Consider the following 24,687-nt stretch of genomic DNA (forward strand, 5'->3'; position numbering starts at 1 on the left):
AGCACCCGGTAGGTCTCCGACCAGGTCTTGGCGATGTTGTCGCCCTGCGCGCCGCGATAGTCACCGATCTGGTGGGTGAGCTTGAGCATCGCCCCGTCCATCGGATCGTTCATCGACAGGTCGGCCACCACGTAGGTGATGCCGATGCAGGCCTCCAGCGCGGGCACCCGGGAATCGAAGAAACCCTGACAGGAACCGATCAGGCGCTCGTTGCCCTGATCGACCACCGCCCTGGCCAGCTCCTCCTTGGAGCCGAAGTGAAAGTACAAGGCGCCCTTGGTCACATTGGACTGCGCGATGATTTCGCTGAGGCTCGCGTTGGCGTAGCCCAAACGGAGAAAGACATCGGCAGCGCCAGCAAGGACGGAGTCGCGGGTGATCTCCGCGCGCGCTTGCCTAGCCATCAGATCCGCCTGTCATCCAATAATCCAGCCATCCTGAAGTAGACCGACATCGAAGAAATTTGATCGACATACCGCCCGGCAGCACCCAAAAGGATGGGTGAACCGTACCACCAGGCGGCTACCCGGCAGCCGAATCCTGGATTCGTCACCAGCGGGCGCTATCGTCCGGTTACCCCACCACCGGTCGGCGCGGTCTCCGTATTCCATTCGGAGCTGAGCCCGGGTTCGGCTTCCAAGTGGCTCAATCCATTCCAGCACAGATTGACCAGATGGGCCGCGACCACTTCTTTCGGTGGCGTGCGCTCGTCGAGCCACCAGGTCGCCGCGGTCGAGACCATGCCGACGAGCGCCTGCGCGTAGAGCGGAGCGAGGCTGGGATCGAGATCGCGGCGACCGAAATCTCCCGCGAGGAGATGGGCCACCTGGTTGACCGCCTCGTTGAGCAGGCTCGAGTAACGGCCGTCGGTATTGGGTGCGGGCTGGTCGCGGACCAGGATCCGGAAGCCGTCGGTGCGCTCCTCGATATAGGTGAGCAGGGCCAGCGCGACCTGCTCGAGCCGGACCCGGGAGCGGTTCTGGGTCAGCGAGGAGGTGATCATGTCCAGCAGCATCGACATCTCGCGATCGACCACCACCGCGTAGAGCCCCTCCTTGCCGCCGAAGTGCTCGTAGACCACCGGCTTGGACACCTGCGCCCGCTGCGCGATCTCCTCGATCGATGTCGCGTCATACCCCCGCTCGGCGAACAACGCGCGACCGATCTCGATCAACTGCTGCCGCCGCTGGGTACCCGTCATCCTCGGCCTAGCGACCCGACCCGGCTCACTCACCAGATTCCGCCTCTCCTACCGCCCGACAGACACTCCCACAACTGTCTCAGACCGCGCCGCACAACGGCGGACCCACCCCGGCAGACCGCCGTGACAACTGATTTCGTGAGCACATGGGTAACTCACCGGGAACGGGCTCACCCACCACACTCCCGAAGCTTGCCGCGTCCCCAACACACCCCGCACCCAGGTCTGGCCAAGATTTCCGGAGAGGCGGGAACTATGCGAGGATCATGGCCGTGCCGTAGCACAGTGGTGGGCTCTGACGGCCCACTGGTGTGGCGATCCGCCGTAGTGTAATGGCAGCACCTCTGATTTTGGTTCAGATAGTTCAGGTTCGAGTCCTGGCGGCGGAGCACACGGACACCACACGGACACACAGTGACGTATCGTCGGCCCGCACCATCACCGACCGACCGAACCCGCCACAGCACGCTTCGCTGACAGGCAGCCGAGGGAGATCCATGCCACCGCAGACCGCCGTCGTCGTTCTCGCAGCAGGGGCCGGGACGCGAATGCGGTCGAAGACGCCGAAAGTGTTGCATCCGGTGGCCGGGAGATCGATGCTCTCGCACGCCTTGCACGCCGGCGCGGAGATCGATCCGACCTACCTGATCACCGTGGTCGGCCACGACCGGGACAAGGTCGGCGCCGCCGTCGCCGAGGTCGGCAAGGAACTCGGCCGCGAGATCGTCTCCACGGTGCAGGAACAGCAGCTCGGCACCGGCCATGCCGTGCAGTGCGCGCTCGACGCGATCGCGACGGACTTCACCGGCGATCTGCTCGTCACCACCGCCGATGTGCCGCTGCTCGACGGGCACACCCTCTCCGCGCTGCTCGACGAGCACCGCAGCTACGCCGAGCGGCCCGCGGTCACCGTGCTGACCTTCGTCCCCGACGACGCCAACGGCTACGGCCGGATCGTGCGCGACGAGGACGGCCAGGTCGCCGAGATCGTCGAGCACGCCGACGCCACTCCGGCCCAGGCCAAGATCAAAGAGGTCAACTCCGGCGTCTACGCCTTCGACGCCTCCGTGCTGCGCACGATGATCGGACGCCTGTCCACCGCCAACGCCCAGCACGAGCTCTATCTCACCGATGTGCTGCGGCTGGCCCGTGAGGCCGGGCATCCCGTGCACGGCGCCCGGCTGGTCGACCAGAACAAGGTCACCGGCGTCAACGACCGGGTGCAGCTGTCGCAGGCGGGCGCCACGCTGAACCGCTACATCCTCGAACGGCACATGCGCGCCGGGGTGACCGTCATCGATCCGGCCACCACCTGGATCGACGCGAGTGTGCGGATCGGCCGCGACGTCGTGCTGCGGCCGGGCACCCAGCTCTTCGGCGAGACCCACATCGGCGAGGACGCCGAGATCGGGCCGGACACCACGCTCACCGATGTCGTCGTCGGCGTCGGCGCCAGCGTGATCCGCACCCACGGCGAGCGCGCCGAGATCGGCGACGGCGCGACCATCGGGCCGTTCAGCTACCTGCGGCCGGGCACCGTCGTCGGCGAGGAGGGCAAGCTCGGCGCCTTCGTCGAGACCAAGAACGCCTCGATCGGCGCGCACTCGAAGGTGCCGCATCTGACCTATGTCGGTGACGCGACGATCGGCGAGTACAGCAACATCGGCGCTTCCAGCGTTTTCGTCAACTATGACGGGGTGAACAAGCACCACACGGTGGTCGGTTCGCATGTGCGAACGGGAAGCGACACCATGTTCATCGCTCCGGTAACGGTGGGTGACGGGGCGTATACGGGTGCGGGTACTGTACTGCGCAGAAGCGTTCCACCGGGGGCACTGGCCGTGTCGGGTGGGCCACAGCGCATCATTGAGAACTGGGTGCAGCGCTACCGTCCAGGAACCGCTGCGGCGCGCGCGGCGGCGGAAGCCATCGCGGCAGACGAGACGTCGAACAAGGCAATCGAGCAAAAGGATGGCAACCAGCAGTGACCGCGTTCTCGATCGACAACCAGAAGAACTTGATGCTCTTCGCAGGCCGGTCACATCCTGAGCTTGCCGAGCAGGTCGCCAAGGAACTGGACGTCGACATCACCCCGCAGACCGCGCGTGACTTCGCCAACGGCGAGATCTTCGTCCGGTTCGAGGAGTCGGTGCGCGGTTCCGACGCCTTCGTGCTGCAGAGCTTCCCGGCGCCGCTGAACCAGTGGCTGATGGAACAGCTCATCATGATCGACGCGCTCAAGCGCGGTTCGGCCAAGCGGATCACCGCGGTGCTGCCGTTCTACCCCTACGCCCGCCAGGACAAGAAGCACCGCGGCCGCGAGCCGATCTCGGCCCGCCTCGTCGCCGACCTGCTCAAGACCGCGGGCGCCGACCGCATCATCAGCGTCGATCTGCACACCGACCAGATCCAGGGCTTCTTCGACGGCCCCGTCGATCACATGCACGCGCTGGTGCAGCTCTCGGACTACATCCGCACCAACTACCCGTCCGACAACCTGGCCGTGGTCTCCCCCGACGCGGGCCGCGTCAAGGTCGCCGAGAAGTGGGCCGACGCGCTGGGCGGCACGCCGCTGGCGTTCATCCACAAGACCCGCGATCCGCTGGTGCCCAACCAGGTGAAGTCCAACCGCGTCGTCGGTGACGTCGAGGGTCGCACCTGCGTGCTGATCGACGACATGATCGACACCGGTGGCACGATCGCGGGTGCGGTGAAGGTGCTCAAGGAAGCCGGGGCGGGCGATGTCATCATCGCGGCCACGCACGGTGTGCTGAGCGATCCGGCCGCCGAGCGGCTGGCCAACTGTGGTGCCAAGGAAGTCGTCATCACCAACACGCTGCCGATCAGCGAGGACAAGAAGTTCCCGACGCTGACCGTGCTGTCGATCGCGCCGCTGCTGGCCCGCACCATTCGCGAGGTCTTCGAGAACGGTTCCGTCACGGGACTTTTCAACGGCAACGCTTGAAATAGCCGCATGAACGGCCCCCTGGCGTCGCCGGGGGGCCGTTTCTGGTTCCTGTCACCGATGCGTGGTAGTCATGGAGTCCAGCGATTCGAGGGGGGACAGGATGGGGACCGAGCCGGAGCGGCGGGTCGAACTGGGTAAGGACGCGCCTCGGGTGCAGGACGCGGCGGAGCCGACGATGATCGCGCCGCCGCCCGCGCCCGCCGCGTCGTCCGAGCTGCCGTGGGCCGGGATCGAGCACGCGACGCCGCCCGCGGAGTTGCCGCCGTATCCACCGCCGCCGCCGGGGCCGGTGTTTCCCGCGCCGGGCTACGCGTCGCCGGGGGCGTACGGCGCGCCCCGGTTTCCCGTACCACCGCCCTATCCGCCGCAGCAGTTGCCGCCGCGGTACGGGTATGTCGACAGCACGCCGATCTGGTCGATCCTCAGTTTCTGCTGTGTCGCCGCGTCGGTGCTCGGTGGCGCGATGCTGTGTGGGTTGCCGGTGCTGGTCACCGCGCCGACCGGGATCGTGCTCGGGATCGTCGGGCACAGCAAGGGTGAGCAGATGGGCAAGTGGGCCGCGATCGCGAACGGGGTGGTCGCGGCGCTCGCGGCGTTCGTCATCGTGCTGCTGTTCGTCCTGATCGGCAGTGCCTGATGGCCGGGTTCACCGGGTTCCCGCTGGCCGGGCTCGACTTCTACGAAGATCTCGAGGCCGACAACTCGAAGACGTTCTGGGCCGCGCGCAAGCAGACCTACGACGAGGCGGTGCGCGCGCCGATGGCCGCGCTCGCCGCCGAACTGGCCGAGGAGTTCGGGCAGGCCAAGATCTTCCGGCCCTACCGTGACGTGCGGTTCTCCGCGGACAAGACGCCCTACAAGACCCATCAGGGCGCTGTCGCGGGCACCGCGCCGGGCGTCGGCTGGTACGTGCAGATCGGGGCGGGCGGGCTGTTCGTGGCCGGTGGCTGCTACATGATGTCGCCGACGGCCCTGGCCACCCTGCGCGCCACCATCGACGACGAGGTGCGCGGCGGCGAACTCGAGCAGGTTCTGGCCGCCACCACCGCGGCGGGTTTCACCATCGGCGGCGACAAGCTCAAGACCAAGCCCAAGGGCTACTCCATCGACCACCCCCGCATCGAGCTGCTGCGGCACAAGACGCTCACCGCCCACCGCGACTTCGGCGCGCCGGAGTGGCTCGACACCCCCGCCACCGTCGCCGAGGTGCGCCGCGCGTGGAACGACCTGCGCCCGCTGGTCGAATGGTTCACCGCGGTGTTCGAGGGCATCACCGACTGACCGGCGGTCCGGGGCGTGTCCCGTGACGCACGTGCGCGGCAGGCAGATACTGGGGGTATGAGCCGTGAACCGCTGGACATGGACATGGGCGATGACGATCAGGCCGACGACATCGTCGAATACGAGCGCTACGTCGAGGACCCACCCGCGGACCACGTGATCCGCAACCACGAGGCCGACGACGACGGCTTCCTCGGCATCGACGAGGAGGTCGCCGAGGAGTGGACCGCCCGCGGCGCCGCCCGCGAGGCGCTCGCCGAGGACGAACGCCCCGCCGAGGTCAGCGCCGTCCGCGTGGTCGGCGAGGACGGCATCGACGGCGACCTCTACGAGGACTCGGTGACCGGAACGCAGGCCGAACGCGACCTGGAGGGCGACGAGGACCGCATCGACGGCGAAGACCTCGCCGACGAACTCGACCTCTAGGTCACTTCCGGCGCGCCTCTAGTTTCCGGCATCTCCACTACATGTCGCGCTGGCAAACGGGCCGCTCGCGGTCTGCTCGGCGATCACCTTGTCGTCGGCGAGAATTCGGCACGTGATCTGGCCGCCCTCGGACCCCGCCGAAACCGTCAGCGTGACCGACTTGATGAATCCCTCGACGGTCACGTCCTTCGTCCAGGGCAAGGTGACATCGGTGTCCTGCGCGATATCCAAATTGCTCCCGGAGTACGTGATCGAGCTGGCTTGACCGGTCCCGTCGACCTGGTAGGTGACGCGGACCTGACGGTTCACTTCCTTGTCGATCTCGTTCGCCACGGTCCCGAACAACGCGATACAGGCAGCGAAGAAGACGAGGATCAGCACGGCGATTCCGCCGAGAACCCACGGCCAGACCTTGCGCTTCTTGGGCGGCGGATATCCGACAGGTGGGAACCCTCCTTGCGGATATCCGCCCTGCCCGTACTGCTGCCCACCAGGTGGCTGCCAGCCCGGCGGCTGCTGACCATATGGCTGACCGCCAGGTGGCTGCTGACCGTGTGGCTGCGGTGACCATTCCGGGGGCTGCTGACCAGGCTGATCCGGCATGTGAGCTCCTTTGCTCGGCGACGTCGCAGCCCGCACCAACGGGGTGTGAGCTGGGTCACATGTCGATCATGGTATTGCCCGTCTATACACCTGGAAAGAGAGCTCGCAGCACGGTTTGATCACCGGCGCTCAGCGAGAAAGAGGGCGAAGCGGGTGTCCGGGTCGGTCCAGGTGTGGGTGGGGGTGAAGCCGGCGGTGGCGAGTTCGGTGCGGAGGCCTTCGGGGCGGAATTTGGCGGAGATCTCGGTGCGCATCTGTTCGCCGGCGGCGAAGTCGATGGTGAGGTCGAGGTCGGTGATGGTGGCGGTCATGGGTTCGGTGGCGCGTAGGCGCATCTCGATCCACTCGTTGTCGGGGTCCCAGACGGCGATGTGGTCGAACTTGTCGGGGGTGAAGTCGGCGCCGAGGCGGTGGTTGAGGACGTGCAGGACGTTGCGGTTGAACTCGGCGGTGACGCCGGCGGCGTCGTCGTAGGCGGGGACCAGGATCGCCGGGTCGATGACCAGGCCCGCGCCGAGCAGGAGGAGTTCGCCGGGTTCGAGTACCTCGTTGATGCCTGCCAGGAACTCGGCGCGCTCGGCGGGGACCAGGTTGCCGATGGTGCCGCCGAGGAAGGCGATCATGCGGCGACCGCCGCGGGGCAGGTTGTGCAGGGTGTCGGTGAAGTCGCTGACGACGCCGTGCACCGCCAGATTCGGGTACTCGACGGCGATCTCGGTGGCGGCACCACGCAGCGCGGACGCCGAGACATCCTGGGGGACATAGGTTTTCAGCGAGCCCTCGGCAGTGAGCGCGTCCAGCAGCAGGCGGGTCTTGGCCGCCGAGCCAGAACCCAGCTCCACCAGCACCTCGGGATGCGCCGCGGCGGCGATCTCGCCGACGACACTCGCCAGCAGGGCCCGTTCGGTGCGGGTGGGGTAGTACTCGGGCAGTTCGGTGATGCGCTCGAACAGTTCGCTGCCGCGTGCGTCGTAGAACCATTTGGGCGGCAACGACTTCGGTGTGGCGGTGAGGCCGGTGCGGGCGTCGGTGCGCAAGGCCGTGGTGAGATCGTCGTCGGTGAGGTGGATGTCCAGCAGCGGCGCGGTCATGAACGGACCCTTTCGGTGGCGGGAAGTTCGAGAGCGGTGATGTCGCAGTGGCCCGGTGTCGCGGTCACCAGCTGGTGATCGGCGATCGGCTGCCATCGCGGGTCGTCGTCGTACGGTTCGGAGGACAGCACGGTGTAGTCGTCGGCGACGAGCACCGACAGCGCGTGCCAGCAGGTGGTGGCCCACAGCTGGTCACCGTCGCTCAGCAGCAGGTTCAGGCGCGCGGCAGGCTGATGCCGCAGCACTGTCGTGACGAGCAGGCGCAGTGCGTCGGCCGGGGAGGTGACGGGACCATCGGGCTCGATCGCAGCGAGCAGGCCGCGCAGGAGAACCCAGAGCACGGCGGAATCGGTGAGCGCCTCGGCTTCGAGCAGAGCCGCAGTACTCGCCACCCCCGGCAACCCGGCAGCCGGGACACCGCCGCCGGCCCACGACTCGGCCGGCTCGGCACCGCCGATTCCCGACGACCCGGTCACGTTGGCACCGCCGATCCCTGGCAGCCGGACCGGTGCGGCACCGCCGACCCCTGACGACTCGGTCGGTGTGGGTCCGTCAACTCCCAACGACCCAGTCGGCTTGGCGCCGTTGATGTTCGGCGACCCGGCACCGAACAAGGCGTTCAGGTCGGCGAGGACCGCCAGCAGGGTCGGCCGCCAATCCGGGACGACGCCGTTGTGGCTGAATGCCCAGTGTTCGTCGATGAAGGGTGCGCAGGCGGCGCGTTCGACCGGCATGCCGACCGTTGCCGACCGGACCGCGGCCAGTACCGATCGCGATTCCAGCTGGCCGAGAACCTCGGCGACCGCGGGGTCGGTCCAGATGGGGGCGGAGTTGCGGTAGCGGGTGACGGCCGCGCGGGCACCGCCCGGACCCACCTCGGCCCGGCGCCACCAGGCGACGCCGAAGCCGTCGGCGTTGATCGTGCCGCCGGCGCGCATGTCCGCCGGTGCCCAAGACTGGACGAACAGCGAATGTGGTCCGCGCAGCACGAGTTCGCCGACGCTCACGGGCGGGCCGACGTAGCCGAGATGTCGGCACATCAGCGTTCGTCCTCGCGCAGGTCCCTCGCCAGCCGGAAACCGGCGAAGATCTGCCTGCGGATCGGGTGGTCCCAGTTGCGGAAGGTGCCGCGGCAGGCGACCTCGTCGGTGCCGAAGGAGCCGCCGCGCAGGATCCGGTAGTCACCGCCGAAGAAGACCTCCGAGTACTCCCGGTACGGGAACGCCCGGAAGCCCGGGTACGCCTCGAAACCCGAGGAGCACCACTCCCACACGTCGCCGATGAGCTGGTGCACGCCGGTCGCCGAGGCGCCCGCCGGGTAGGCGCCGATCTCGGCCGGTTCGAGGTGGCGCTGACCGAGATTGGCGGTGCGCTCGTCCGGTGCGTCCTCGCCCCACGGATAGCGCCGGGAGGCGCCGGTGGCCGGGTCGAACCGGGCGGCCTTCTCCCACTCGGCTTCGGTCGGCAACCGTTTGCCCGCCCAGCGGGCGTACGCCTCGGCCTCGAACCAGCACACGTGCACCACGGGCTGGCGGGGACGCAGCGGGGCGCGGACGCCGAAAGCGGTACGGGTCCACCGGTCGCCGTCGCGTTCCCAGAACTGCGGCGCGACCAGCCCCGCCTCCTGCCGGTGCGCCCACCCGTGCGGCGACCACAGTTCGGGCCGGTCGTAGCCGCCGTCGGTGACGAAGGCGAGGTACTGCTCGTTGGTCACCGGCGCGACGTCGATGGCGAACGCGGGCACGTGCACCGGATGGGCGGGGCGCTCGTTGTCCAGTGCCCAGGGGTCGGCGGAGGTGCCCATCAGGAATTCCCCTGCGGGAACGATCACTTCACCGTCGGCGGGCACCTGCGCGGCGGGCGCGGGTGGCGCCGACAGCACCGGTGCGCCGACGCGCAGCTGGTGGGTGGCGAGCATGGTCTCGTCGTGCTGCTGTTCGTGCTGGGCGATCATCCCGAAGGCGAAACCGTTGTCGACCAAGGGATTACCGGACAACTGGCTGGTGCCGAGCACGTCGAGGACCTTCTCGCGCACCGTGCCGACATAGCCGCGCGCCTGTGCGGGATCGAGCAGCGGCAGGGCCGGACGGTTGACGCGGGCGTGTTTGAACGCGTCGTAGAGCTCGTCGATGTCGGCGCGCACCGCCTCGCGCCCGCCGACATCGCGGACCAGCCACAGTTCTTCCTGATTGCCGATATGAGCGAGGTCCCAGACCAGCGGACTCATCAGCGGCGAATGCTGGGCGAGCAGATCGGCTTCGTCGACAGCGTCGGTGAGCGACACGGTGCGCAGGCGGGCGCGCTCGAGCACCTCGGCGATCCTGGCGCGCATCCGGTCGCGGTCGATGTGGGTGGCGGGAACAGTCACGAGACGAACTCCGGAAGTGAAGGGGCGACAACGACATCGGGCCGGTGGACAACGGCGGCGGAGCGGATCATCACGATCCTCCCGACCCGTTGCGCACCGGCCCCGATTCGGCGAGCGGACTGCGACCGGCGCGACATCGGCGGGCCGCGGCGGCCAATTCCGTTGCGGCGTGGCCGGATCGGGCGTGCGCGGCCGCCAGGTCGAACAGGTCGGCGGCGGTGCGGCGCAGCTCCCGATCGTGCAGGGCGTGGCGGCCCGCCGTGTGCCACTCCCCCGCGACGGGTGTGGCCAGCGCGGTCGCCTCGGCGACCACCGCCGGTGCCGACAGCAGCGCGTCGAACAGGTGGATGGGGGTGGTCCAGCTGTCACCGGGCTGGGCGTCGAGGTAGCGCACCTCGAGGTGGCCCGAGGCGCGCACCGGTGGGAACAGGGTGGTCAGGTGGTAGTCGAGGTCGGCGCGGCCCGGCCTGCGGCCCACCTCGTCGTCGAGGGCGCCGGAGAGCCAGTCGGCGAAGGTGGCGCCCGGTGGGGGCGACCAGTCGGCGTCGGACTCGGTGCACCGCAGGCACAGCAGCGGCACGTCGAGCGCCCAGTGCGCGTAGGCGCCGATCGGGTCGGCCCAGTCGGCCACCGGCGGCCTGGTGCGCGCGGGATCGAGCCGTAGCCAGGTGCGCATGCGCTGGGACGCCCACTGCCCCTGTGGGGCGCCGTAGAGGCGCGGGGAGCAGGCGAAGGCGGCGATCAGGGCGGGCCCGAGGACGTAGAGGGCGGTCCAGCGGGCCTGGACCTCGGCGGGATCGGCGCCCGCGTCGACGCTGACCTGGGTGGCCGCGGTATTGCACATCATGAGGGTGCCGAACGGGCCGACGCCGGCGAAGTGGCGTTCCATGGCCGCGTACCGGGGTAGCCGGAGCAGGCGTTCCGCGGGGCGGGTCGCGTCGGCGGCGGCGGAGATGATCGAGATCCCCCTGGCGGCGAGCAGGTCCCGCAAACGGGCCGCGTCAGCGCGCAAATTCTGGTTCAGCGCCGCCGGGTCGGCGAACGGGGCGCTGGAGAGTTCTATCTGACCACCGGGTTCGATGGTCACCCTGCTGCCGCCGGGCAGGGGTGCCGCGACCGAGGCCGGGGCGATGGCGGTGGGAGCGTGGACTCCGAGAGCCGCGGCCAGATCCGCGAGCGTGGGGCGCGAACCGCCTGGCCCGGTGGTGAGCCACTCCAGTTCGGCGCCGATCAGCGCCGGTGGCCCGAGCTTGAAACAGACCCCGCCGACATAGGCCTCCGCGGCCGCCCTGGATTGAAGTTCCCCCTGGTCAGTGGCCGAATCCGGCCACTTCGAACGTTCCAATGTGACCGCCATGCCAACCTCCGCGTGCTGAGTGCTGCCGTGGAACCTGCGTGCTCGTCGTGCTCTCGCGGTGGATGGTGAATCCGCGGTTCAATCCAGAGTAGCGACGCCCACCGACAGGAAAAGTGACGAATTGGGGAACGATCCTTGGCGCTAGGGTCGTCGCCATGATGGATCTCGCCGCGATCAGGGCCGCCACCGCAGGATTGTCGACCGGACGGGTCTTCCTCGACAGTGCGGGCTCCTCGCTGCCGCCCCGCGTCGTCACCGACACCGTCATCGCCCATCTGCGGCGCGAAGCCGAGGTCGGTGGCTACCGGGCGGCAAACGAACGTCTCGACGACCTGGCCGCGGTCAAGACCTCGATCGCCACCCTGATCGGCGCCACCCCCGACACCATCGCGCTGAGTGACAGTGCGACCCGGTCATGGACCGATTTCGCCTATTCCGTACCGCTACGTCCCGGTGACCGGATCCTGATCTCGGGCGCCGACTACGCCAGCAACGCGATCGCGGCCCTGCAGCGGGCCGCGCACACCGGCGCGGTGGTCGAGCACATCCCCAGCGACGCCACCGGCCGCATCGACACCGAGGCCTTCGCGGCGATGCTGGACGAACGCGTCCGCCTGGTCTCGCTGCAACACGCGCCGACCAACGGCGGTCTGGTGAATCCGGTCGCCGAGGTCACCCGGCTCGCCCACGCGGTGGGTGCGCTGGTGCTGCTCGATGCCTGCCAGTCGATCGGTCAGCTGCCCATCGATGTCGGCGCGCTCGGCGTCGACGCGCTCTCGGCCACCGGGCGCAAATGGCTACGCGGACCACGCGGCACCGGATTCCTCTACGTCCGTGCCGAATTGGCACGCACCATGGAACCTGCCCGGCTAGACCTGCACAGCGCGCAGTGGGTGGGTCCGGATGAATACCGCTTGGCCGAGGACGCGAGCCGCTTCGAGTTCTGGGAATGCGACGTAGCCGCCCGCCTCGGCCTGGGCGCCGCGGTCGACTACCTGCTGACCCTCGGTCCCGACCAGGCCTACGCCGCCGTGGCCGAGCGGGCGCGCTACCTGCGTGTGACGCTGCCCGAGCTACCCGGCCTCACCGTCCGCGACCTCGGCACCGAGCACAGCGGCATCGTCTCGTTCACCGTCGACGGCCACGATCCGGTGCGGCTGCGCGATGGTCTCGCCGAGCGCGAGGTGACCGTCACGGTGAGTCACGCGAGCTCCACCCTGCTCGACATGACCGCGCGCGGCGTGGCCGCCGTCGTCCGCGCCTCACCGCACTACTTCGTCGCCCCCGACGAACTCGACCGGTTCGTCGCCGCGCTCGGCGAACTCGTCGGGCGAGGCTGACCCGAATCAGTCGCCCAGTGCCAGATGGGTGCCGACCGCCCGCTCGACGAGCTCACGCGGGTCCACCCCTGGTGCGATGACATCGAGCGAGCGGTTGGCCGCCAGCGTCGCAAGGCCATGGACATTGGTCCAGAGCAACAGGGCCCGGCCGGGAGCGTCGGCCACCGGTCCCGCGGCGGCGACCAGCGCCTCGACCTGCCCGTACAGCGGACGAGTCGTCGCCCGGAGGTTCTCGCCGGAACCCACCAGCAGGTCGTGGCGGAACATGAGCATGAACATCTGCGGCCGGGCGAGCGCGAATTCCACGTAGTCACCGGCCATTCGGCACAGCCGAGAGCGCGGATCGTCGATCGCGGACGAGTGCGCGAACCGCTCGTTGAGGTCCGCGAAGCCCCGCGCGGCGATCGCGGCGAGTAGCGCGGCGTGCGTGGGGAACCAGCGGCGGGACCGGTGATCATCGCGGCCAATCATCTCGCCGTCATCGACTCGCTCTACCTCGCGCTGGTGATCCCGCGGCGGCTCACCTTCCTCGCCAAACAGGAGTACTTCACCGGGACCGGGCTGCGGGGGCGGTGCAAGCGGTGGTTCTTCACCGCCGCCGGGCAGGTGCCGGTCGATCGGACCGGTGGGGACGCCGCGGCCGACGCGCTCGCGGCGGCGATGAAGATCCTCGATGCGGGGCGTGTCTGGGCAATTCACCCGGAGGGGACTCGGTCGGTCGACGGCAGGGTCTATCGTGGTCGGACCGGGGTGCTGCGCGTTGCCATGGCAACAGGGGTGCCGGTGGTGCCGGTGGTGTTGGACGGGACGGATCGAATGAACCCGCGCGGTCGGAAACTGTTGCGTTTCACCAAGGTGCGCATCAGCGTCCAACCGGCGCGGCACTATCCGGCCGCCGAACACCGGGCCCAGGTCAGAGTGGCAACTGACCTGCTGATGCGGGAAATTGCCAGGTTATCGGGTAGACCATATGTGGACCGCTACGCTGCCACCTTTGCCGTCGAGAGCTGATCGGCCGGGGTACTGGGGTGTCAATCGGGGTTAACACCGGGTGGGCGGGGCGGGATTGTTGGTAGCACGGCCGTAACTGTTCGTTGGCGCAAAGGGAGTCCGACGTTGAGCAGGTTCACCGACGAAATGTTTGCCACAGCGTTGTCCAGCTCGCGGGGGCTGGTCACCGGGGAACCGGGGGTGCCGTTGCGGCAGACCTGGGGGGAGATCCATCGCAGCGCACGGCGGATGGCGGGTGGTCTGGCCGCCGCCGGGATCGGCCACGGCGATGCGGTGGGCGTGCTCGCCGGCCTGCCGGTCGACATCGCCCCGGCCTGCCAGGCCATCTGGATGCGTGGCGCCTCGATCACCATGCTGCATCAGCCCACCCCGCGTACCGATCTCGCGGTCTGGGTGCGCGACACCGAGACCGTGCTGACCATGATCGAGGCGAAGGCGGTCGTGCTCGGCGCGCCGTTCGAGGCGGCCGAGCCGGTACTGCGCGAACGCGGTATCGCGGTGGTGCGCATCGAGGACCTGCACCAGGGCGCCGACACCGATCCGGTGCCGACCACCGAGTCCGATATCGCGCTGCAGCAGTTGACCTCCGGGTCGACCGGCTCGCCCAAGGCCGTGCGGATCACGCACGGGAATTTCTACGTCAACGCCTACGCCATGTTCAACCGGGTCAAGTTCCAGACCGACGACGACGTGATGATCAGCTGGCTGCCGCTGTTCCACGACATGGGCATGGTCGGATTCCTCAGCGTGCCCATGCAATTCGGCGCCGAAGTGGTGTGCGTGACCCCACTCGACTTCCTGGCCAGGCCACTGCTGTGGGCCGAGCTCATCGACAAGTACCGCGGCACCGTCACCGCCGCACCGAATTTCGCGTACTCGCTGCTGGCGCGGCGGCTGCGGCAGGCCGAGCCGGGCACCATGGATCTGTCCAGCGTGCGCTACATGTGGAACGGCGCCGAACCGGTGGACCCCGACACCATGACCGCGCTCGCGGAGGCGGGAAAACAGTTCGGGCTCAATCCGAGCGCGCTCACCCCCGTCTACGGCATGGCCGAGACCACGCTGGCCGTGTCCATCCCCGATCCAGGGCAGGGCCAGGTACTCGACGTGATCGACGCCGATCTGCTCGAGGCGGTCGGCAAGGCGGTGCCGGTCGCCGAGGACGATCACCACGGCACGCCGCGCAAGCTGCCGACCCTGGGCCACCTGGTCGACGACCTGGAGGGTCGCGTCGTCGACACCGAACGGCAGCCGCTGCCGGTGCGCACGGTCGGCGTCATCGAATTGCGCGGGCCCGCCGTGACTTCCGGCTATGTCACCGTCGACGGTTTCCGCCCGGCGCAGGACGCGGACGGCTGGCTCGACACCGGCGACATCGGCTACTTCACCGACGCGGGCCTGATCGTGGTGTGCGGCCGGATGAAGGACGTCATCATCATGGGCGGGCGCAACATCTACCCCACCGACATCGAACGCGCGGCCCTGCGGGTCGTCGGGGTACGTCCCGGCAACGCGGTCGCGGTGCGTCTGGACGCGGGTGAGAAGCGCGAAAGCTTCGCGGTGGTCGTGGAATCCAACGACTTCCAGGAACCCGACGAGGTGAAACGCATCGAGCGCGAGATCGTCCACGAGGTCTTCGCCGAAGTGGGCGCCCGCCCCCGCACCGTGGCGGTCCTCGGCCCCGGAGCCCTCCCGAAGACCTCCTCGGGCAAACTCCGCCGCGCGGCGACCGCGGTACACCTGCGCTGAAACGCGATCGGCGCGCCGAGGTCGATTGCCCTCGGCGCGCCGACAATTGGCGTCAGTGCAGGTTGTTCTGCGCGGCTTCCAGGCCGACCTTCAGCAACAGCTCCACCGCGTCGGCGGCCTGCTCCACGATCACCGGCACCTCCTTGCGCTCCGGCGCCGCGAACGGCTTGAGCACATAGTCGGCCGGGTCCTGGCGGCCGGGCGGGCGGCCGATGCCGATCCTGGTGCGCAGGTAGTCCTTGGTGGTCAGCGCCTGCGAGATCGAGCGCAGGCCGTTGTGCCCACCTTCGCCGCCGCCCTGCTTGAGCTTGATCGTCCCGAACGGCAGATCCAGCTCGTCGTGCACCACGATCACCTGGTCGAGCGGCACCGAGAAGAACTTGGCCAGCGCGGCCACCGGCCGACCGGACAGATTCATGTAGGCGCGCGGCTTGGCGATCAGGATCTGGCGGCCGTCCAGTCGCGCCTGCAGCAGATCGGCGCCGGACTTCTTGTGCACGGCAAAACGGCCGCCGACGCGCTCGGCGAGCACATCGGCGACCAGAAAGCCCACATTGTGGCGGGTGCGCTCGTAGTCGGGGCCGGGATTACCCAGCCCCACCACGAGTGCGGGCCCGGAGGATTCGGTCATCGCCGAACCGTAGCGCTACCGAATCACTCGGACTCGGGCGCGGACTCCGCGGTCGCGGCGTCGGCGGAGCCTTCGCCCTCGTCGTCGAGCTGCGAGGCGGACGGCGCGGCGATCACGTTGACGATCAGCGCCTCCGGGTCGCCGGCGAGGGTGACGCCCTCGGGCAGCTCGATGGTGCCGGCCAGGATCTGGGTGCCGGGCTCGACGCCCTCGACCGAGATCTCGATGGTCTCGGGCAGCTTCAGCGCGTCGGCCTCGATCGACAGGACGCTGGTCTCCTGGGTGATCAGGGTGCCGGAGGCGGCATCGCCGGTGATGATGACGTTGACGTCGGTGACGACGCGCTCGCCACGCTTGACGATCAGCAGGTCGGCGTGCTCGATGTAGCGACGGATCGGGTGGACCACGACCGACTTGGTCATCGCCAGCTGCTGCTTGCCGTCGACCACGAGGTTCAGGATGGCGTTGGTGCCGTTCTCGCGCAGGATGGCGGCGAAGGCACGGGCGTCGAGCGCCAGGTGCTGCGGCTCGGCGTGGTGGCCGTACAGCACGGCGGGCACGTTGCCGTCGCGACGGGTACGGCGAGCAGCGCCCTTACCGAATTCGGTGCGAACGGCGGCTTCGATCAGGTTGACGTCGGACATACTGAATGCGCTCCTACGGCTCTTCCGGGCTGGTCATGTGGCGACCCATCCACCGGGGTCTGGGTCTACTCGTCGGACGAAGAACGAACGAGGACGGCCAGACAGCCGAGCCGCGTCGATCACGGTGAGCACCACGTGGGCTCACCCTCGCCGAGACAACCTGACCACCATACCGCACCCGTATCGCCCGCCGAAATCAGGCCGGGTCTGCGGGAACACCCCAGCGACCTGGCGATGGACGCGACGATTAGGCTGGATAGGTTGCCGACCACTGCGAAAGGTTCTGCGTTGTCCGAGTCCGGAGAGAACGTCGCCCCCACCCCACGCGGACTGCCCGCCGAGGTGGCCCGTCGCCGCACGTTCGCCGTGATCTCGCACCCCGACGCGGGCAAGTCGACGCTGACCGAGGCGCTGGCACTGCACGCCAGGATGATCTCCGAGGCGGGCGCGATCCACGGTAAGGCAGGTCGCAAGTCGACCGTGTCGGACTGGATGGAGATGGAGAAGGCGCGCGGCATCTCGGTGAGTTCGACCGCGCTGCAGTTCAACTACCGCGCGGCCGGGTCCGATGTCGACAATGTGATCAACCTGGTCGACACCCCCGGCCACTCCGATTTCTCCGAGGACACCTACCGCGTGCTCACCGCGGTCGACGCCGCGGTCATGCTGATCGACGCCGCCAAGGGCCTGGAACCGCAGACGCTGAAGCTGTTCCAGGTGTGCCGCCACCGCGGCATCCCGGTGATCACCGTGATCAACAAGTGGGACCGCCCCGGCCAGGCGCCGCTGGAACTGCTCGACGAGATCAGCGAGCGCATCGGCCTCACGCCGACCCCGCTGTTCCTGCCGGTCGGCATCGCGGGCGATTTCCGCGGCCTGCTGCGCCGCGGCCCCGAGGGCGCGGCCGACGAGTACATCCACTTCACCCGCACCGCCGGTGGCGCGACCATCGCCCCGGAGGAATCGCTGACCCCGGCCGAGGCCGAGGCGCGCGAGGGCGAGCCGTGGATCACCGCCGCCGAGGAGAGCGAGCTGCTCTCGGCGACCGGGCAGGACCACGATCAGGAGATGTTCCTGGCCGGGCAGACCTCGCCGGTCATCTACGCCTCGGCGATGCTGAACTTCGGCGTGCGCCAGCTGCTCGAGACCCTGGTGTCCCTGGCGCCCGCGCCCGGTGCGCGCGCCGACGTGGCAGGCAAGGACCGGGTGACCGGTGACCCGTTCAGCGCGGTGGTGTTCAAGGTGCAGGCGGGCATGGACACCGCCCACCGCGACCGGCTGGCGTTCATGCGGATCGTGTCCGGTGAGTTCGAGCGCGGCATGGTGGTGACCCACGCGCAGACCGGTCGCCCGTTCGCCACCAAGTACGCGCTGACCGTGTTCGGCCGCGAACGCACCACCGTCGACACCGCCTATCCGGGCGACGTGGTCGGTCTGGTGAACGCGACCGCGCTCGCGCCCGGCCACACCCTGTTCGTGGACAAGAAGGTGGAGTTCCCGCCGATCCCGAGCTTCGCCCCCGAGCACTTCGCGACGCTGCGCGCGCAGAGCGCGGGCAAGTACAAGCAGTTCCGCAAGGCCATCGACCAGCTCGATTCCGAGGGCGTGGTGCAGGTGCTGCGCAACGACGCCCGCGGCGACGCCTCGCCGGTGCTGGCCGCGGTCGGCCCGATGCAGTTCGAGGTGGTCACCGCCCGGATGCAGGCGGAGTTCAACGTGGAGACCCAGCTGGACTTCCTGCCCTTCACCCTGGCCCGGCGCACCGACGCCGAATCCGCGCCCGAGCTGGATCGCCAGCGCGGCGTCGAGGTGTTCACCCGCACCGACGGCGCGATCCTCGCGCTGTTCAGTGACAAGTGGCGGTTGCAGTACATCGAGAAGGAGCACCCGAAGCTCACGCTCGAGCCGCTGGTCGCCACCGCGGACTGACGCCGGGGCTGTCTGGGTCGGCCCGAAACCGGGTCAGGCCGCCGGACCGGGGTTGCGCTCGACCGAGGAGATGTGGTTCTCCTGGGCGATCATGCCCCAGCGACTGGCGGTCAGGCGCAGGCTCGGCAGGTCGCTGAGCGAGAGCACCACCTCGTAGGTGCGCTCGTAGCCGGTGTGCGCGATGCGCCAGTGCCCGTCGTCGCAGCGGACGTAGCGGTCGGTGTAGAACGCCGCGCCACGTAGGCACATGTTGTGCTCGGGGATGATCACGGTGTCGGCCAGGTACCAGGTGCCGGTGGCGGTGTCACCGTCGACATCGATCTCGGGGTGGTCGCAGCGATGCTCGGTGATCACGTGCGGTCCGAGGGTGTTGCGCAGGAAGGCCAGGAACGCCTCGCGCGATTCGAACTGCAGGTACTCGCTGTAGGTGGCGGTGGCCTCGGGGATCAGCGTGTCGGCGAACTCGTCCCAGGACTTGGTGTCGAGGGTGCGCAGATAGCGGAACTTGAGCCTGCTGATCGCCACCCTGTCGTCGGGATCGTCGGGCGGGCGCACCACCGGACGTGGCTGCTGTTCGTCCTCGCTCGCGTCCTCGGACGGTGCCTCGGCCATCCGTTCCTCCCCCGGGCCGGGCCCGGCGACCAACGGTTCGTCGGCTCCGGGCAGCAACGGCGCAGGCGGACCCCAGGTGGGCGCGACGGTTTCGTCGACGCGCACGTTGGCGGATCCGGACCCCTGCTCCATCCCTCCACGATCCCACCGAAACGGGCACCTTGCCCGATCTGTATCAGATCGCTATCACTGCCGACACCGGAGCGTGACCTCCGGCCCGGTCGGCGCGTGCTGTCTCAGCTACCGATCGTGAAGCAGGTCCGGCAGAAGTCCTCGCCGAACTCCGACAGGCGCAGGCTCTTGCGCACGATCTTCGGCGCGCGGCCCGCCTTCTTGAGGGCCGTCTCCACCACGGGCTGCACTTCCAGGACCATGTAGCGGCTCAGCACCACCGGGTCGTCGGAGGTGAGCGTCAGGCCGAGACGGTTGAGGTTGATCAGGTAGGACCGCGCCCGGTCCGGGTAGCGCACGCCCGCCTGTTCGGGCACCGAGGTCAGGTCGCCCTGGACCAGCTCCGAGCCGATGCCCAGCGGACGGTTGGTCCGCACGTCGACCGCCGGCTGCGGGCCGTTGAGGGCCATGAACCGCAGGATGCGGGCCTCGTCGGGCGCGATCTCGTCGAGGATGCGGTCGTAGGCCGGGTGCACGTCCTCGGTGAAGTACACATCGGCCGACCGGGCCAGCAGCGCGTCACCGCGCCGGCGCAGGTCGTCGGTGCTGGCCGAGCGCAGGTACGGGCCGACGGTGACGGCCTGCTGGCTCGCCCCGTTGGGTGTCGGCACGTAGCTGACGATCTCGCGCACCGACCCCTCGGTGACGCCGAGCGCGCTGCGCGCGATGGAGCGCAGCGCGTTGCCGGTGCGCTCGGCGATATCGGCCGAGGACTCACCGTCCAGCGCCGCCTGGGCCAGTTCCTTGGTCACCTCGTAGGTGGTGCCGACAGCCCACTGGCTGCCGCGCACCGCGGTTCCGGCAGCCAGCCCGGCGGCGCGGAACACGCCCCGGATCAGCCGTGCTTCATTACTGATCTGTCGCTGCTCGACATCCGAGCTGCGCTCGACGGCGCGGGTACCGGCACGGGCCAGGTCCTGTCCGGTCCTGTCGTCTGTCACGTCCTACTCCGAAGTCTCGCCATGTGAACGGATCGCCCACAGATTATTGCCCGACCACGCTCCAGGCACAGTGCGGACTACGCGCGCCCCTGCTCGCGTCGATTGTGGCCTGTCACGAATTGTGGTGGTGGTCATTGTTCCGACTCGCCAGGGCGAGTACGGCATTCGGGACAGGTTCTGTGACTGATGTCTCAGACACTACCCTGTGGCCTGGCGCACGACGAATGGCCCCAGTTCCTCACCTCACAGTAGGGTCACCTCGCCACGGGGGTGCTAATTTTGGGTTCCGGTGAAGGCGGTGGTCACCGGGTTATCGGCAGGAGGGTGTCGTGTTGGAGAGTGTGTTCGGGTTACACCCGACGCTCCTGCTTGAAATTGTGACCATTCCGCTTTTCACAGGAATCATCGGCTACATCACCAACTGGACCGGCATTTTGATGCTGTTCCAGCCGATCAAATTCCATGGTGTCCGGCTGCCCGGTCTGCGCTCGGTGTTCCCCTTTCTGCCCAAGCGCATTCAGGTGTTGCCGCTGCTCAGCTATGACGGCCGGATCGGCTGGCAGGGCATCGTTCCCTCCCGCGCGGACAAGATGGCCAGCATCGCGGTGGACAAGGGACTGTCCAAACTGGGCAGCGTCTCCGATTTCTATCGCGAGCTCGATCCGGAGAAGCTGGCCGAACATCTGGCCGAAGTCGCCGACGCGCAGATCCGCGACATCGTCGAGGTGATCCTGCGCCGCGAGCATCCGCAGCTCTGGTACAACCTGCCCGTTCAGGTCCGGGAAATGATCCATCAGCGCGTGCGCCAGCAGCTGCCCGAGATCCTGCGCGAGCTCACCGCCGAACTCGGCGCCAATATCGATCAGCTGCTCGACGTGAAGCAGATGGTGATCCGCTATTTCCAGGCGCGCCCCCAGCTGCTCAATCAGCTGTTCCAGGTGCTCGGCGCCAAGGAACTGCGCTTCATGCAGAATTTCGGCTTCTACTTCGGCGCGCCCTGCGGTCTGCTGCTCGTCCTCGCCCTGCACACCACCGGGCTCTCGCCGCTGGTCGTGCTGCCGGTCGGCGGGATCATCATCGGCTGGGTGGTCAACTGGGTCGGGCTCAACATGATCTTCGCGCCCGCCGAGCCCAAGTGGTGGTGCCCCTGGCGGCAGGGTCTGCTGATCAAGCGCCAGCCCGAGATCACCGCGGGCTACGCGGCGCTGGTGTCGACCGAGGTCGTCACCGTCGCCAACATCGGCGACGAACTGCTCAACGGCCCGCGCTCGGACCGCACCCTGCAGATGCTCGAGGACACCCTGCGCCCGGCCGCCGACCGCGCGCTGGGCCCGGCCAGGCCCGCCGTGAAATTCATGCTCGGCAGCCGCGAGTACGACTCGCTGCAGTCCACGCTCACCACCGAGGCGATGACGATCGCGCCGATGGCCTTCGCCGACCCGGCATTCAACGTCCAGCAGGGCAAACAGGTCAACGAATACATCGCCCGGCAAATGTCCGCGCTTTCCCCGCACGACTTCGTGGACATGTTGCGTTCGGCCATCAAACAGGACGAATGGTTGCTTTTCGTCCATGGCGGCGCGCTGGGGCTGCTCGCCGGATACGCTCACATCCTGGTCTTCGGAACAGGAGTGGCGACGACATGGATGTAGACGACGGGACCCCGTCCACCGAGGTGGTGCGACGGTCGGTACCGCCGCTCGAGATCACCGGTGACAAGCGTGGCGTGCTGCCCGTGTCACCGGTGCGCACGGTGCGCGCCGCGACCGGTGTCGCGCGCGTGGCCTTCACCGCGGCCTCGGGAATGACGCTGTGGACCCTCGACACCGCGCTCGGGGTCACCGTCACCGTCCTGCGCGGCAGCCTGGCGGGCACCCCGCCCAACGAAGTACTCGCCGAAGCGGAAACCGAAGTGCGCGACCGGCTCCGGCACGCGCTCGGCCTGCCGCCCACCGCCGAGCACCACCGCGAGCCCGGCATGCCGACGCTGCGTGAGCAGGGCGCCGAGTTGCTGCGCCTGTCCGCCAGCACCCATGCCGCCCAGCCCGACACCCACCCCGCCTATCCGGGCATCCTCGCCGAGATCACCCCCGACGAGGCCCGGATCCTGCGCTTCCTGCACGTCGACGGGCCACAGCCCTCGATCGACGTGCGCACCGGCCGCCAGCGCGCCTTCGGCGGCGAACGCCTGATCAGCGGGCTGACCATGCTCGGCGAGCACGCGGGCCTGCGCTTTCCCAACCGCGTGCCCAAGTACCTGCCCAACCTGCGCAGGCTCGGACTCATCGAGTTCACCCGCGAACCGGTCGGCAATCCGCACCGCTACCAGCTCATCGAGGCCCAGGAGCAGGTGCGCGACGCCATGAAGCGCGGTTTCGGCACCAAGGTGAGCTACCGCAGCATCCTGCTCACCGAATTCGGTGCCGACTTCGTGCAGACCTGCTTGCCCGTCGTGATCAGCGACGGGCGCGAAACCGCGACCTAGTTCTCGGCCAGTTCGGCCAGTTCCATCCAGCGCTCTTCGGCCGCTTCCTTCTCGGCGACGACCGCTTTGAGTTCGGCGCCGAGTTTCACCAGCTTGTCCGGGTCGGTGGCGGCATCGGCGAGGGCGGTGTGCAGCTTCTGTTCGCGGTCGTCGAGCTTGGCGATGGAGCGTTCCAGGCGCGAGAGTTCCTTGCGGGCGGCGCGGCGGTCGGCCGAATCCGTTGTCGAGGCAGGGGCTTTCACGGCGCCGGGCTTGGTCGCGGTGGTCTGGGCGGCGCGCTTGGTCAGGTACTGGTCGATGCCGCCGGGCAGGTTGGTGAGCTTGGCATCGCCGAACAGGGCCCAGGTGGAGTCACAGATGCGTTCGACCAGGTAGCGGTCGTGGCTGATGACCACCAGCGTGCCCGCCCAGTTGTCGAGCAGGTCCTCGAGCTGCTGCAGGGTGTCGATGTCGAGGTCGTTGGTCGGCTCGTCGAGCAGCAGGACGTTCGGCTCGGCCATCAGGATGCGGGTCAGCTGCAGGCGGCGGCGCTCGCCACCGGAGAGGTCGCCGACCGGGGTGCGCTGGCGGGCCGGGGTGAAACCGAGCCGTTCGGCGAGCTGGCCTGCCGAGATCTCCCGGTCGCCGAGCATGATGCGCTGCGCGATCTGCTGGACGGCCTCCAGCACGCGCATGTCGGTGGGCAGGTCGTCGAGTTCCTGGCGCAGCCAGCCGATCTGCACGGTCTGGCCCTGGATGCGCTTGCCCGCGGCGGGTTCGGCGTCACCGGCCAGTGCGCGCAGCAGGGTGGTCTTGCCCGAGCCGTTGACGCCGACCAGACCCACCCGCTCGCCGGGAGCGAGTCGCCAGGTGAGGTCGTCGACCAGGACCCGGCCGTCCGGCGTGGTGAGGGTGGCGTCCTCGAGTTCGATCACCACGCGCCCGAGCCGCTTGCGCGCGAACGCGGCCAGCGAGACCGAGTCGCGCGGCGGCGGCACATCGGCGATCAGCGCCTCGGCGGCCTCCACGCGGTAGCGCGGCTTGGAGGTGCGGGCCTTGGCGCCGCGGCGCAGCCAGGCCAGTTCCTTGCGGGCCAGGTTGGCGCGCCGCGATTCGGTGGCGTCGGCCTGGCGGGCACGCTCGGCGCGGGCGTAGATCCAGTCGCCGTAGCCGCCCTCGTAGGTCTCCACCTTGCCGCCGACGACCTCCCAGGTGCGGGTGGCCACGGTGTCGAGGAACCAGCGATCGTGGGTGACCACGATCAGCGCGGTGCGGCGGGCCACCAGGTGCTCGGCCAGCCACTGCACGCCCTCGATGTCGAGGTGGTTGGTCGGCTCGTCGAGCACGAGCAGGTCCAGGTCGCGCACCAGCGCGGCGGCCAGCGCGACGCGGCGGCGCTCGCCACCGGAGAGGTTGGTGACGGGGGTGTCGAGGCCGAGGTCGGCGATGCCGATGCCGTCGAGCACCGAGCGGATGCGCGAATCGGCGGCCCACTCGTGTTCGGCGATGTCGACGGTGGACAGGTCGTCGGACAGGCCGGCGAGCACGATCGAGCCGATGGTGGCGCCTTCGGGCAGCACACCGCGCTGGGTCACCACGGCCATCCGCAGGCCGCCGACCCGGCTCACCCGGCCGCTGTCGGGCGGTTCCAGACCGGTCAGCACTTCGAGCAGCGTGGTCTTGCCGCCACCGTTGAGACCGACCACCCCGATCCGCTCCCCCGCGTGCACACCGAGCGAGACGTCGTCCAACAGCGGCTTGACGCCGAAACTCTTGGAGACCTGTTCGAGGTTGATCAGGTTGGACATAGGTGTTGCTCGCCCGCCTTCCGCGTGACTATCCGGCCTGGCGAGCCTACCCACCCCGGTCGGCATCACCCCGGCCGCGCCGGTCTTGCGCG

General features: G+C 68.8%; 23 protein-coding genes, 1 tRNA gene and 1 pseudogene. 12 read left to right on the forward strand and 13 right to left on the reverse strand.

Going from position 1 to position 24,687, the window contains the following annotated elements:
- Together ACFVVM_RS13275 and ACFVVM_RS13280 are read right to left on the reverse strand one after the other, a co-directional pair.
- Positions 1-404, reverse strand: a 404-nt coding sequence (locus ACFVVM_RS13275) for a TetR family transcriptional regulator (protein ID WP_387617133.1), incomplete at its 3' end; no start/stop codon positions are given.
- 158 nt (positions 405-562) lie between these two features.
- On the reverse strand, positions 563-1,201 hold the full coding sequence (locus ACFVVM_RS13280; protein WP_387617135.1) for a TetR/AcrR family transcriptional regulator: 639 nt from the start codon (positions 1,199-1,201) through the stop codon (positions 563-565).
- 318 nt (positions 1,202-1,519) lie between these two features.
- Between ACFVVM_RS13280 and ACFVVM_RS13285 the strand changes: the two genes are divergently transcribed.
- The 6 genes from ACFVVM_RS13285 (at position 1,520) to ACFVVM_RS13310 (ending at position 5,876) form a co-directional block, all read left to right on the forward strand.
- Positions 1,520-1,590, forward strand: a tRNA-Gln gene (locus tag ACFVVM_RS13285).
- Between the two features lie 108 nt (positions 1,591-1,698).
- On the forward strand, positions 1,699-3,189 hold the full coding sequence (gene glmU / locus ACFVVM_RS13290) for a bifunctional UDP-N-acetylglucosamine diphosphorylase/glucosamine-1-phosphate N-acetyltransferase GlmU (RefSeq protein ID WP_387617137.1): 1,491 nt from the start codon (positions 1,699-1,701) through the stop codon (positions 3,187-3,189).
- Positions 3,186-4,166 (forward strand): ribose-phosphate pyrophosphokinase, encoded by a 981-nt coding sequence (locus ACFVVM_RS13295; RefSeq protein WP_379223888.1) that lies wholly within the window; start codon positions 3,186-3,188, stop codon positions 4,164-4,166. The genes glmU and ACFVVM_RS13295 overlap by 4 nt, the downstream gene beginning before the upstream one ends.
- Before the next feature lie 103 nt (positions 4,167-4,269).
- Complete coding sequence (locus tag ACFVVM_RS13300; protein WP_387617140.1) at positions 4,270-4,806, forward strand: hypothetical protein; 537 nt, start codon at positions 4,270-4,272, stop codon at positions 4,804-4,806.
- Positions 4,806-5,450 carry a DUF2461 domain-containing protein gene (locus tag ACFVVM_RS13305; RefSeq protein ID WP_387617142.1) on the forward strand — a complete coding sequence of 215 codons (645 nt, stop codon included), beginning with the start codon at positions 4,806-4,808 and terminating at the stop codon, positions 5,448-5,450. Before ACFVVM_RS13300 ends, ACFVVM_RS13305 begins: the two co-directional genes overlap by 1 nt.
- Positions 5,451-5,507: 57 nt before the next feature.
- On the forward strand, positions 5,508-5,876 hold the full coding sequence (locus ACFVVM_RS13310; RefSeq protein ID WP_387617144.1) for a hypothetical protein: 369 nt from the start codon (positions 5,508-5,510) through the stop codon (positions 5,874-5,876).
- Between the two features lie 18 nt (positions 5,877-5,894).
- On the opposite strand, the gene ACFVVM_RS13315 is transcribed toward ACFVVM_RS13310, so the two are convergent.
- From ACFVVM_RS13315 to egtA, 5 genes and pseudogenes are all read right to left on the reverse strand, one after another.
- Positions 5,895-6,257, reverse strand: a complete 363-nt coding sequence (locus ACFVVM_RS13315; RefSeq protein ID WP_387617146.1) for an MmpS family transport accessory protein — start codon at positions 6,255-6,257, stop codon at positions 5,895-5,897.
- 341 nt (positions 6,258-6,598) lie between these two features.
- The gene (gene egtD, locus ACFVVM_RS13320) at positions 6,599-7,570 is read right to left on the reverse strand and encodes an L-histidine N(alpha)-methyltransferase (protein ID WP_387617148.1); all 972 of its coding nucleotides are present in this window, start codon (positions 7,568-7,570) and stop codon (positions 6,599-6,601) included.
- A gap of 620 nt (positions 7,571-8,190) precedes the next feature.
- A pseudogene (locus ACFVVM_RS13325) lies at positions 8,191-8,610 on the reverse strand (class II glutamine amidotransferase); the annotation flags it as partial.
- Complete coding sequence (gene egtB / locus ACFVVM_RS13330; protein WP_387619180.1) at positions 8,610-9,902, reverse strand: ergothioneine biosynthesis protein EgtB; 1,293 nt, start codon at positions 9,900-9,902, stop codon at positions 8,610-8,612. The gene egtB and the pseudogene ACFVVM_RS13325, both read right to left, overlap by 1 nt.
- Before the next feature lie 106 nt (positions 9,903-10,008).
- On the reverse strand, positions 10,009-11,295 hold the full coding sequence (gene egtA / locus ACFVVM_RS13335) for an ergothioneine biosynthesis glutamate--cysteine ligase EgtA (RefSeq protein ID WP_387617150.1): 1,287 nt from the start codon (positions 11,293-11,295) through the stop codon (positions 10,009-10,011).
- Positions 11,296-11,450: 155 nt separating this feature from the next.
- Here egtA and ACFVVM_RS13340 point away from each other — a divergent pair, with 155 nt between their 5' ends.
- Complete coding sequence (locus tag ACFVVM_RS13340; protein WP_387617152.1) at positions 11,451-12,635, forward strand: aminotransferase class V-fold PLP-dependent enzyme; 1,185 nt, start codon at positions 11,451-11,453, stop codon at positions 12,633-12,635.
- Between the two features lie 6 nt (positions 12,636-12,641).
- Here ACFVVM_RS13340 and ACFVVM_RS13345 read toward each other — a convergent pair whose 3' ends face one another.
- Entirely contained in the window at positions 12,642-13,106 is a 465-nt protein-coding gene (locus ACFVVM_RS13345) for a TetR-like C-terminal domain-containing protein (RefSeq protein WP_387617154.1), read from the reverse strand.
- On the opposite strand from ACFVVM_RS13345, the gene ACFVVM_RS13350 reads away from it, so the two are divergent.
- Positions 13,086-13,646: a lysophospholipid acyltransferase family protein gene (locus ACFVVM_RS13350; protein ID WP_387617156.1), complete on the forward strand. Its 561-nt coding sequence runs from the start codon at positions 13,086-13,088 to the stop codon at positions 13,644-13,646. The two genes, ACFVVM_RS13345 and ACFVVM_RS13350, sit on opposite strands and share 21 nt — an antisense overlap.
- A gap of 105 nt (positions 13,647-13,751) precedes the next feature.
- A complete protein-coding gene (locus tag ACFVVM_RS13355) occupies positions 13,752-15,395 on the forward strand; it encodes a fatty acyl-AMP ligase (protein ID WP_387617158.1) in 1,644 nt (547 codons plus the stop codon).
- 52 nt (positions 15,396-15,447) lie between these two features.
- Here the strand turns inward: ACFVVM_RS13355 and pth are convergent, their stop codons facing one another.
- On the reverse strand, positions 15,448-16,026 hold the full coding sequence (pth, locus tag ACFVVM_RS13360) for an aminoacyl-tRNA hydrolase (protein ID WP_387617160.1): 579 nt from the start codon (positions 16,024-16,026) through the stop codon (positions 15,448-15,450).
- Positions 16,027-16,049: 23 nt separating this feature from the next.
- Positions 16,050-16,670 (reverse strand): 50S ribosomal protein L25/general stress protein Ctc, encoded by a 621-nt coding sequence (locus ACFVVM_RS13365; RefSeq protein WP_387617162.1) that lies wholly within the window; start codon positions 16,668-16,670, stop codon positions 16,050-16,052.
- Between the two features lie 234 nt (positions 16,671-16,904).
- Between ACFVVM_RS13365 and ACFVVM_RS13370 the strand changes: the two genes are divergently transcribed.
- Complete coding sequence (locus ACFVVM_RS13370; RefSeq protein WP_387617164.1) at positions 16,905-18,599, forward strand: peptide chain release factor 3; 1,695 nt, start codon at positions 16,905-16,907, stop codon at positions 18,597-18,599.
- A gap of 33 nt (positions 18,600-18,632) precedes the next feature.
- On the opposite strand, the gene ACFVVM_RS13375 is transcribed toward ACFVVM_RS13370, so the two are convergent.
- Together ACFVVM_RS13375 and ACFVVM_RS13380 are read right to left on the reverse strand one after the other, a co-directional pair.
- A complete protein-coding gene (locus tag ACFVVM_RS13375) occupies positions 18,633-19,154 on the reverse strand; it encodes a nuclear transport factor 2 family protein (protein WP_387619183.1) in 522 nt (173 codons plus the stop codon).
- 293 nt (positions 19,155-19,447) lie between these two features.
- Positions 19,448-20,323 (reverse strand): Abi-alpha family protein, encoded by an 876-nt coding sequence (locus ACFVVM_RS13380; RefSeq protein ID WP_387617166.1) that lies wholly within the window; start codon positions 20,321-20,323, stop codon positions 19,448-19,450.
- 377 nt (positions 20,324-20,700) lie between these two features.
- Here ACFVVM_RS13380 and ACFVVM_RS13385 point away from each other — a divergent pair, with 377 nt between their 5' ends.
- Together ACFVVM_RS13385 and ACFVVM_RS13390 are read left to right on the forward strand one after the other, a co-directional pair.
- Positions 20,701-21,975: a hypothetical protein gene (locus tag ACFVVM_RS13385; RefSeq protein ID WP_387617168.1), complete on the forward strand. Its 1,275-nt coding sequence runs from the start codon at positions 20,701-20,703 to the stop codon at positions 21,973-21,975.
- Positions 21,966-22,808 carry an Abi-alpha family protein gene (locus tag ACFVVM_RS13390; protein ID WP_387617169.1) on the forward strand — a complete coding sequence of 281 codons (843 nt, stop codon included), beginning with the start codon at positions 21,966-21,968 and terminating at the stop codon, positions 22,806-22,808. The genes ACFVVM_RS13385 and ACFVVM_RS13390 overlap by 10 nt, the downstream gene beginning before the upstream one ends.
- Here the strand turns inward: ACFVVM_RS13390 and ACFVVM_RS13395 are convergent.
- The gene (locus ACFVVM_RS13395; protein WP_387617171.1) at positions 22,805-24,595 is read right to left on the reverse strand and encodes an ABC-F family ATP-binding cassette domain-containing protein; all 1,791 of its coding nucleotides are present in this window, start codon (positions 24,593-24,595) and stop codon (positions 22,805-22,807) included. The two genes, ACFVVM_RS13390 and ACFVVM_RS13395, sit on opposite strands and share 4 nt — an antisense overlap.
- Positions 24,596-24,687: the final 92 nt, after the last annotated feature.

This window comes from Nocardia sp. NPDC058176, assembly GCF_042883805.1.
Taxonomy (GTDB): Bacteria; Actinomycetota; Actinomycetes; order Mycobacteriales; family Mycobacteriaceae; genus Nocardia.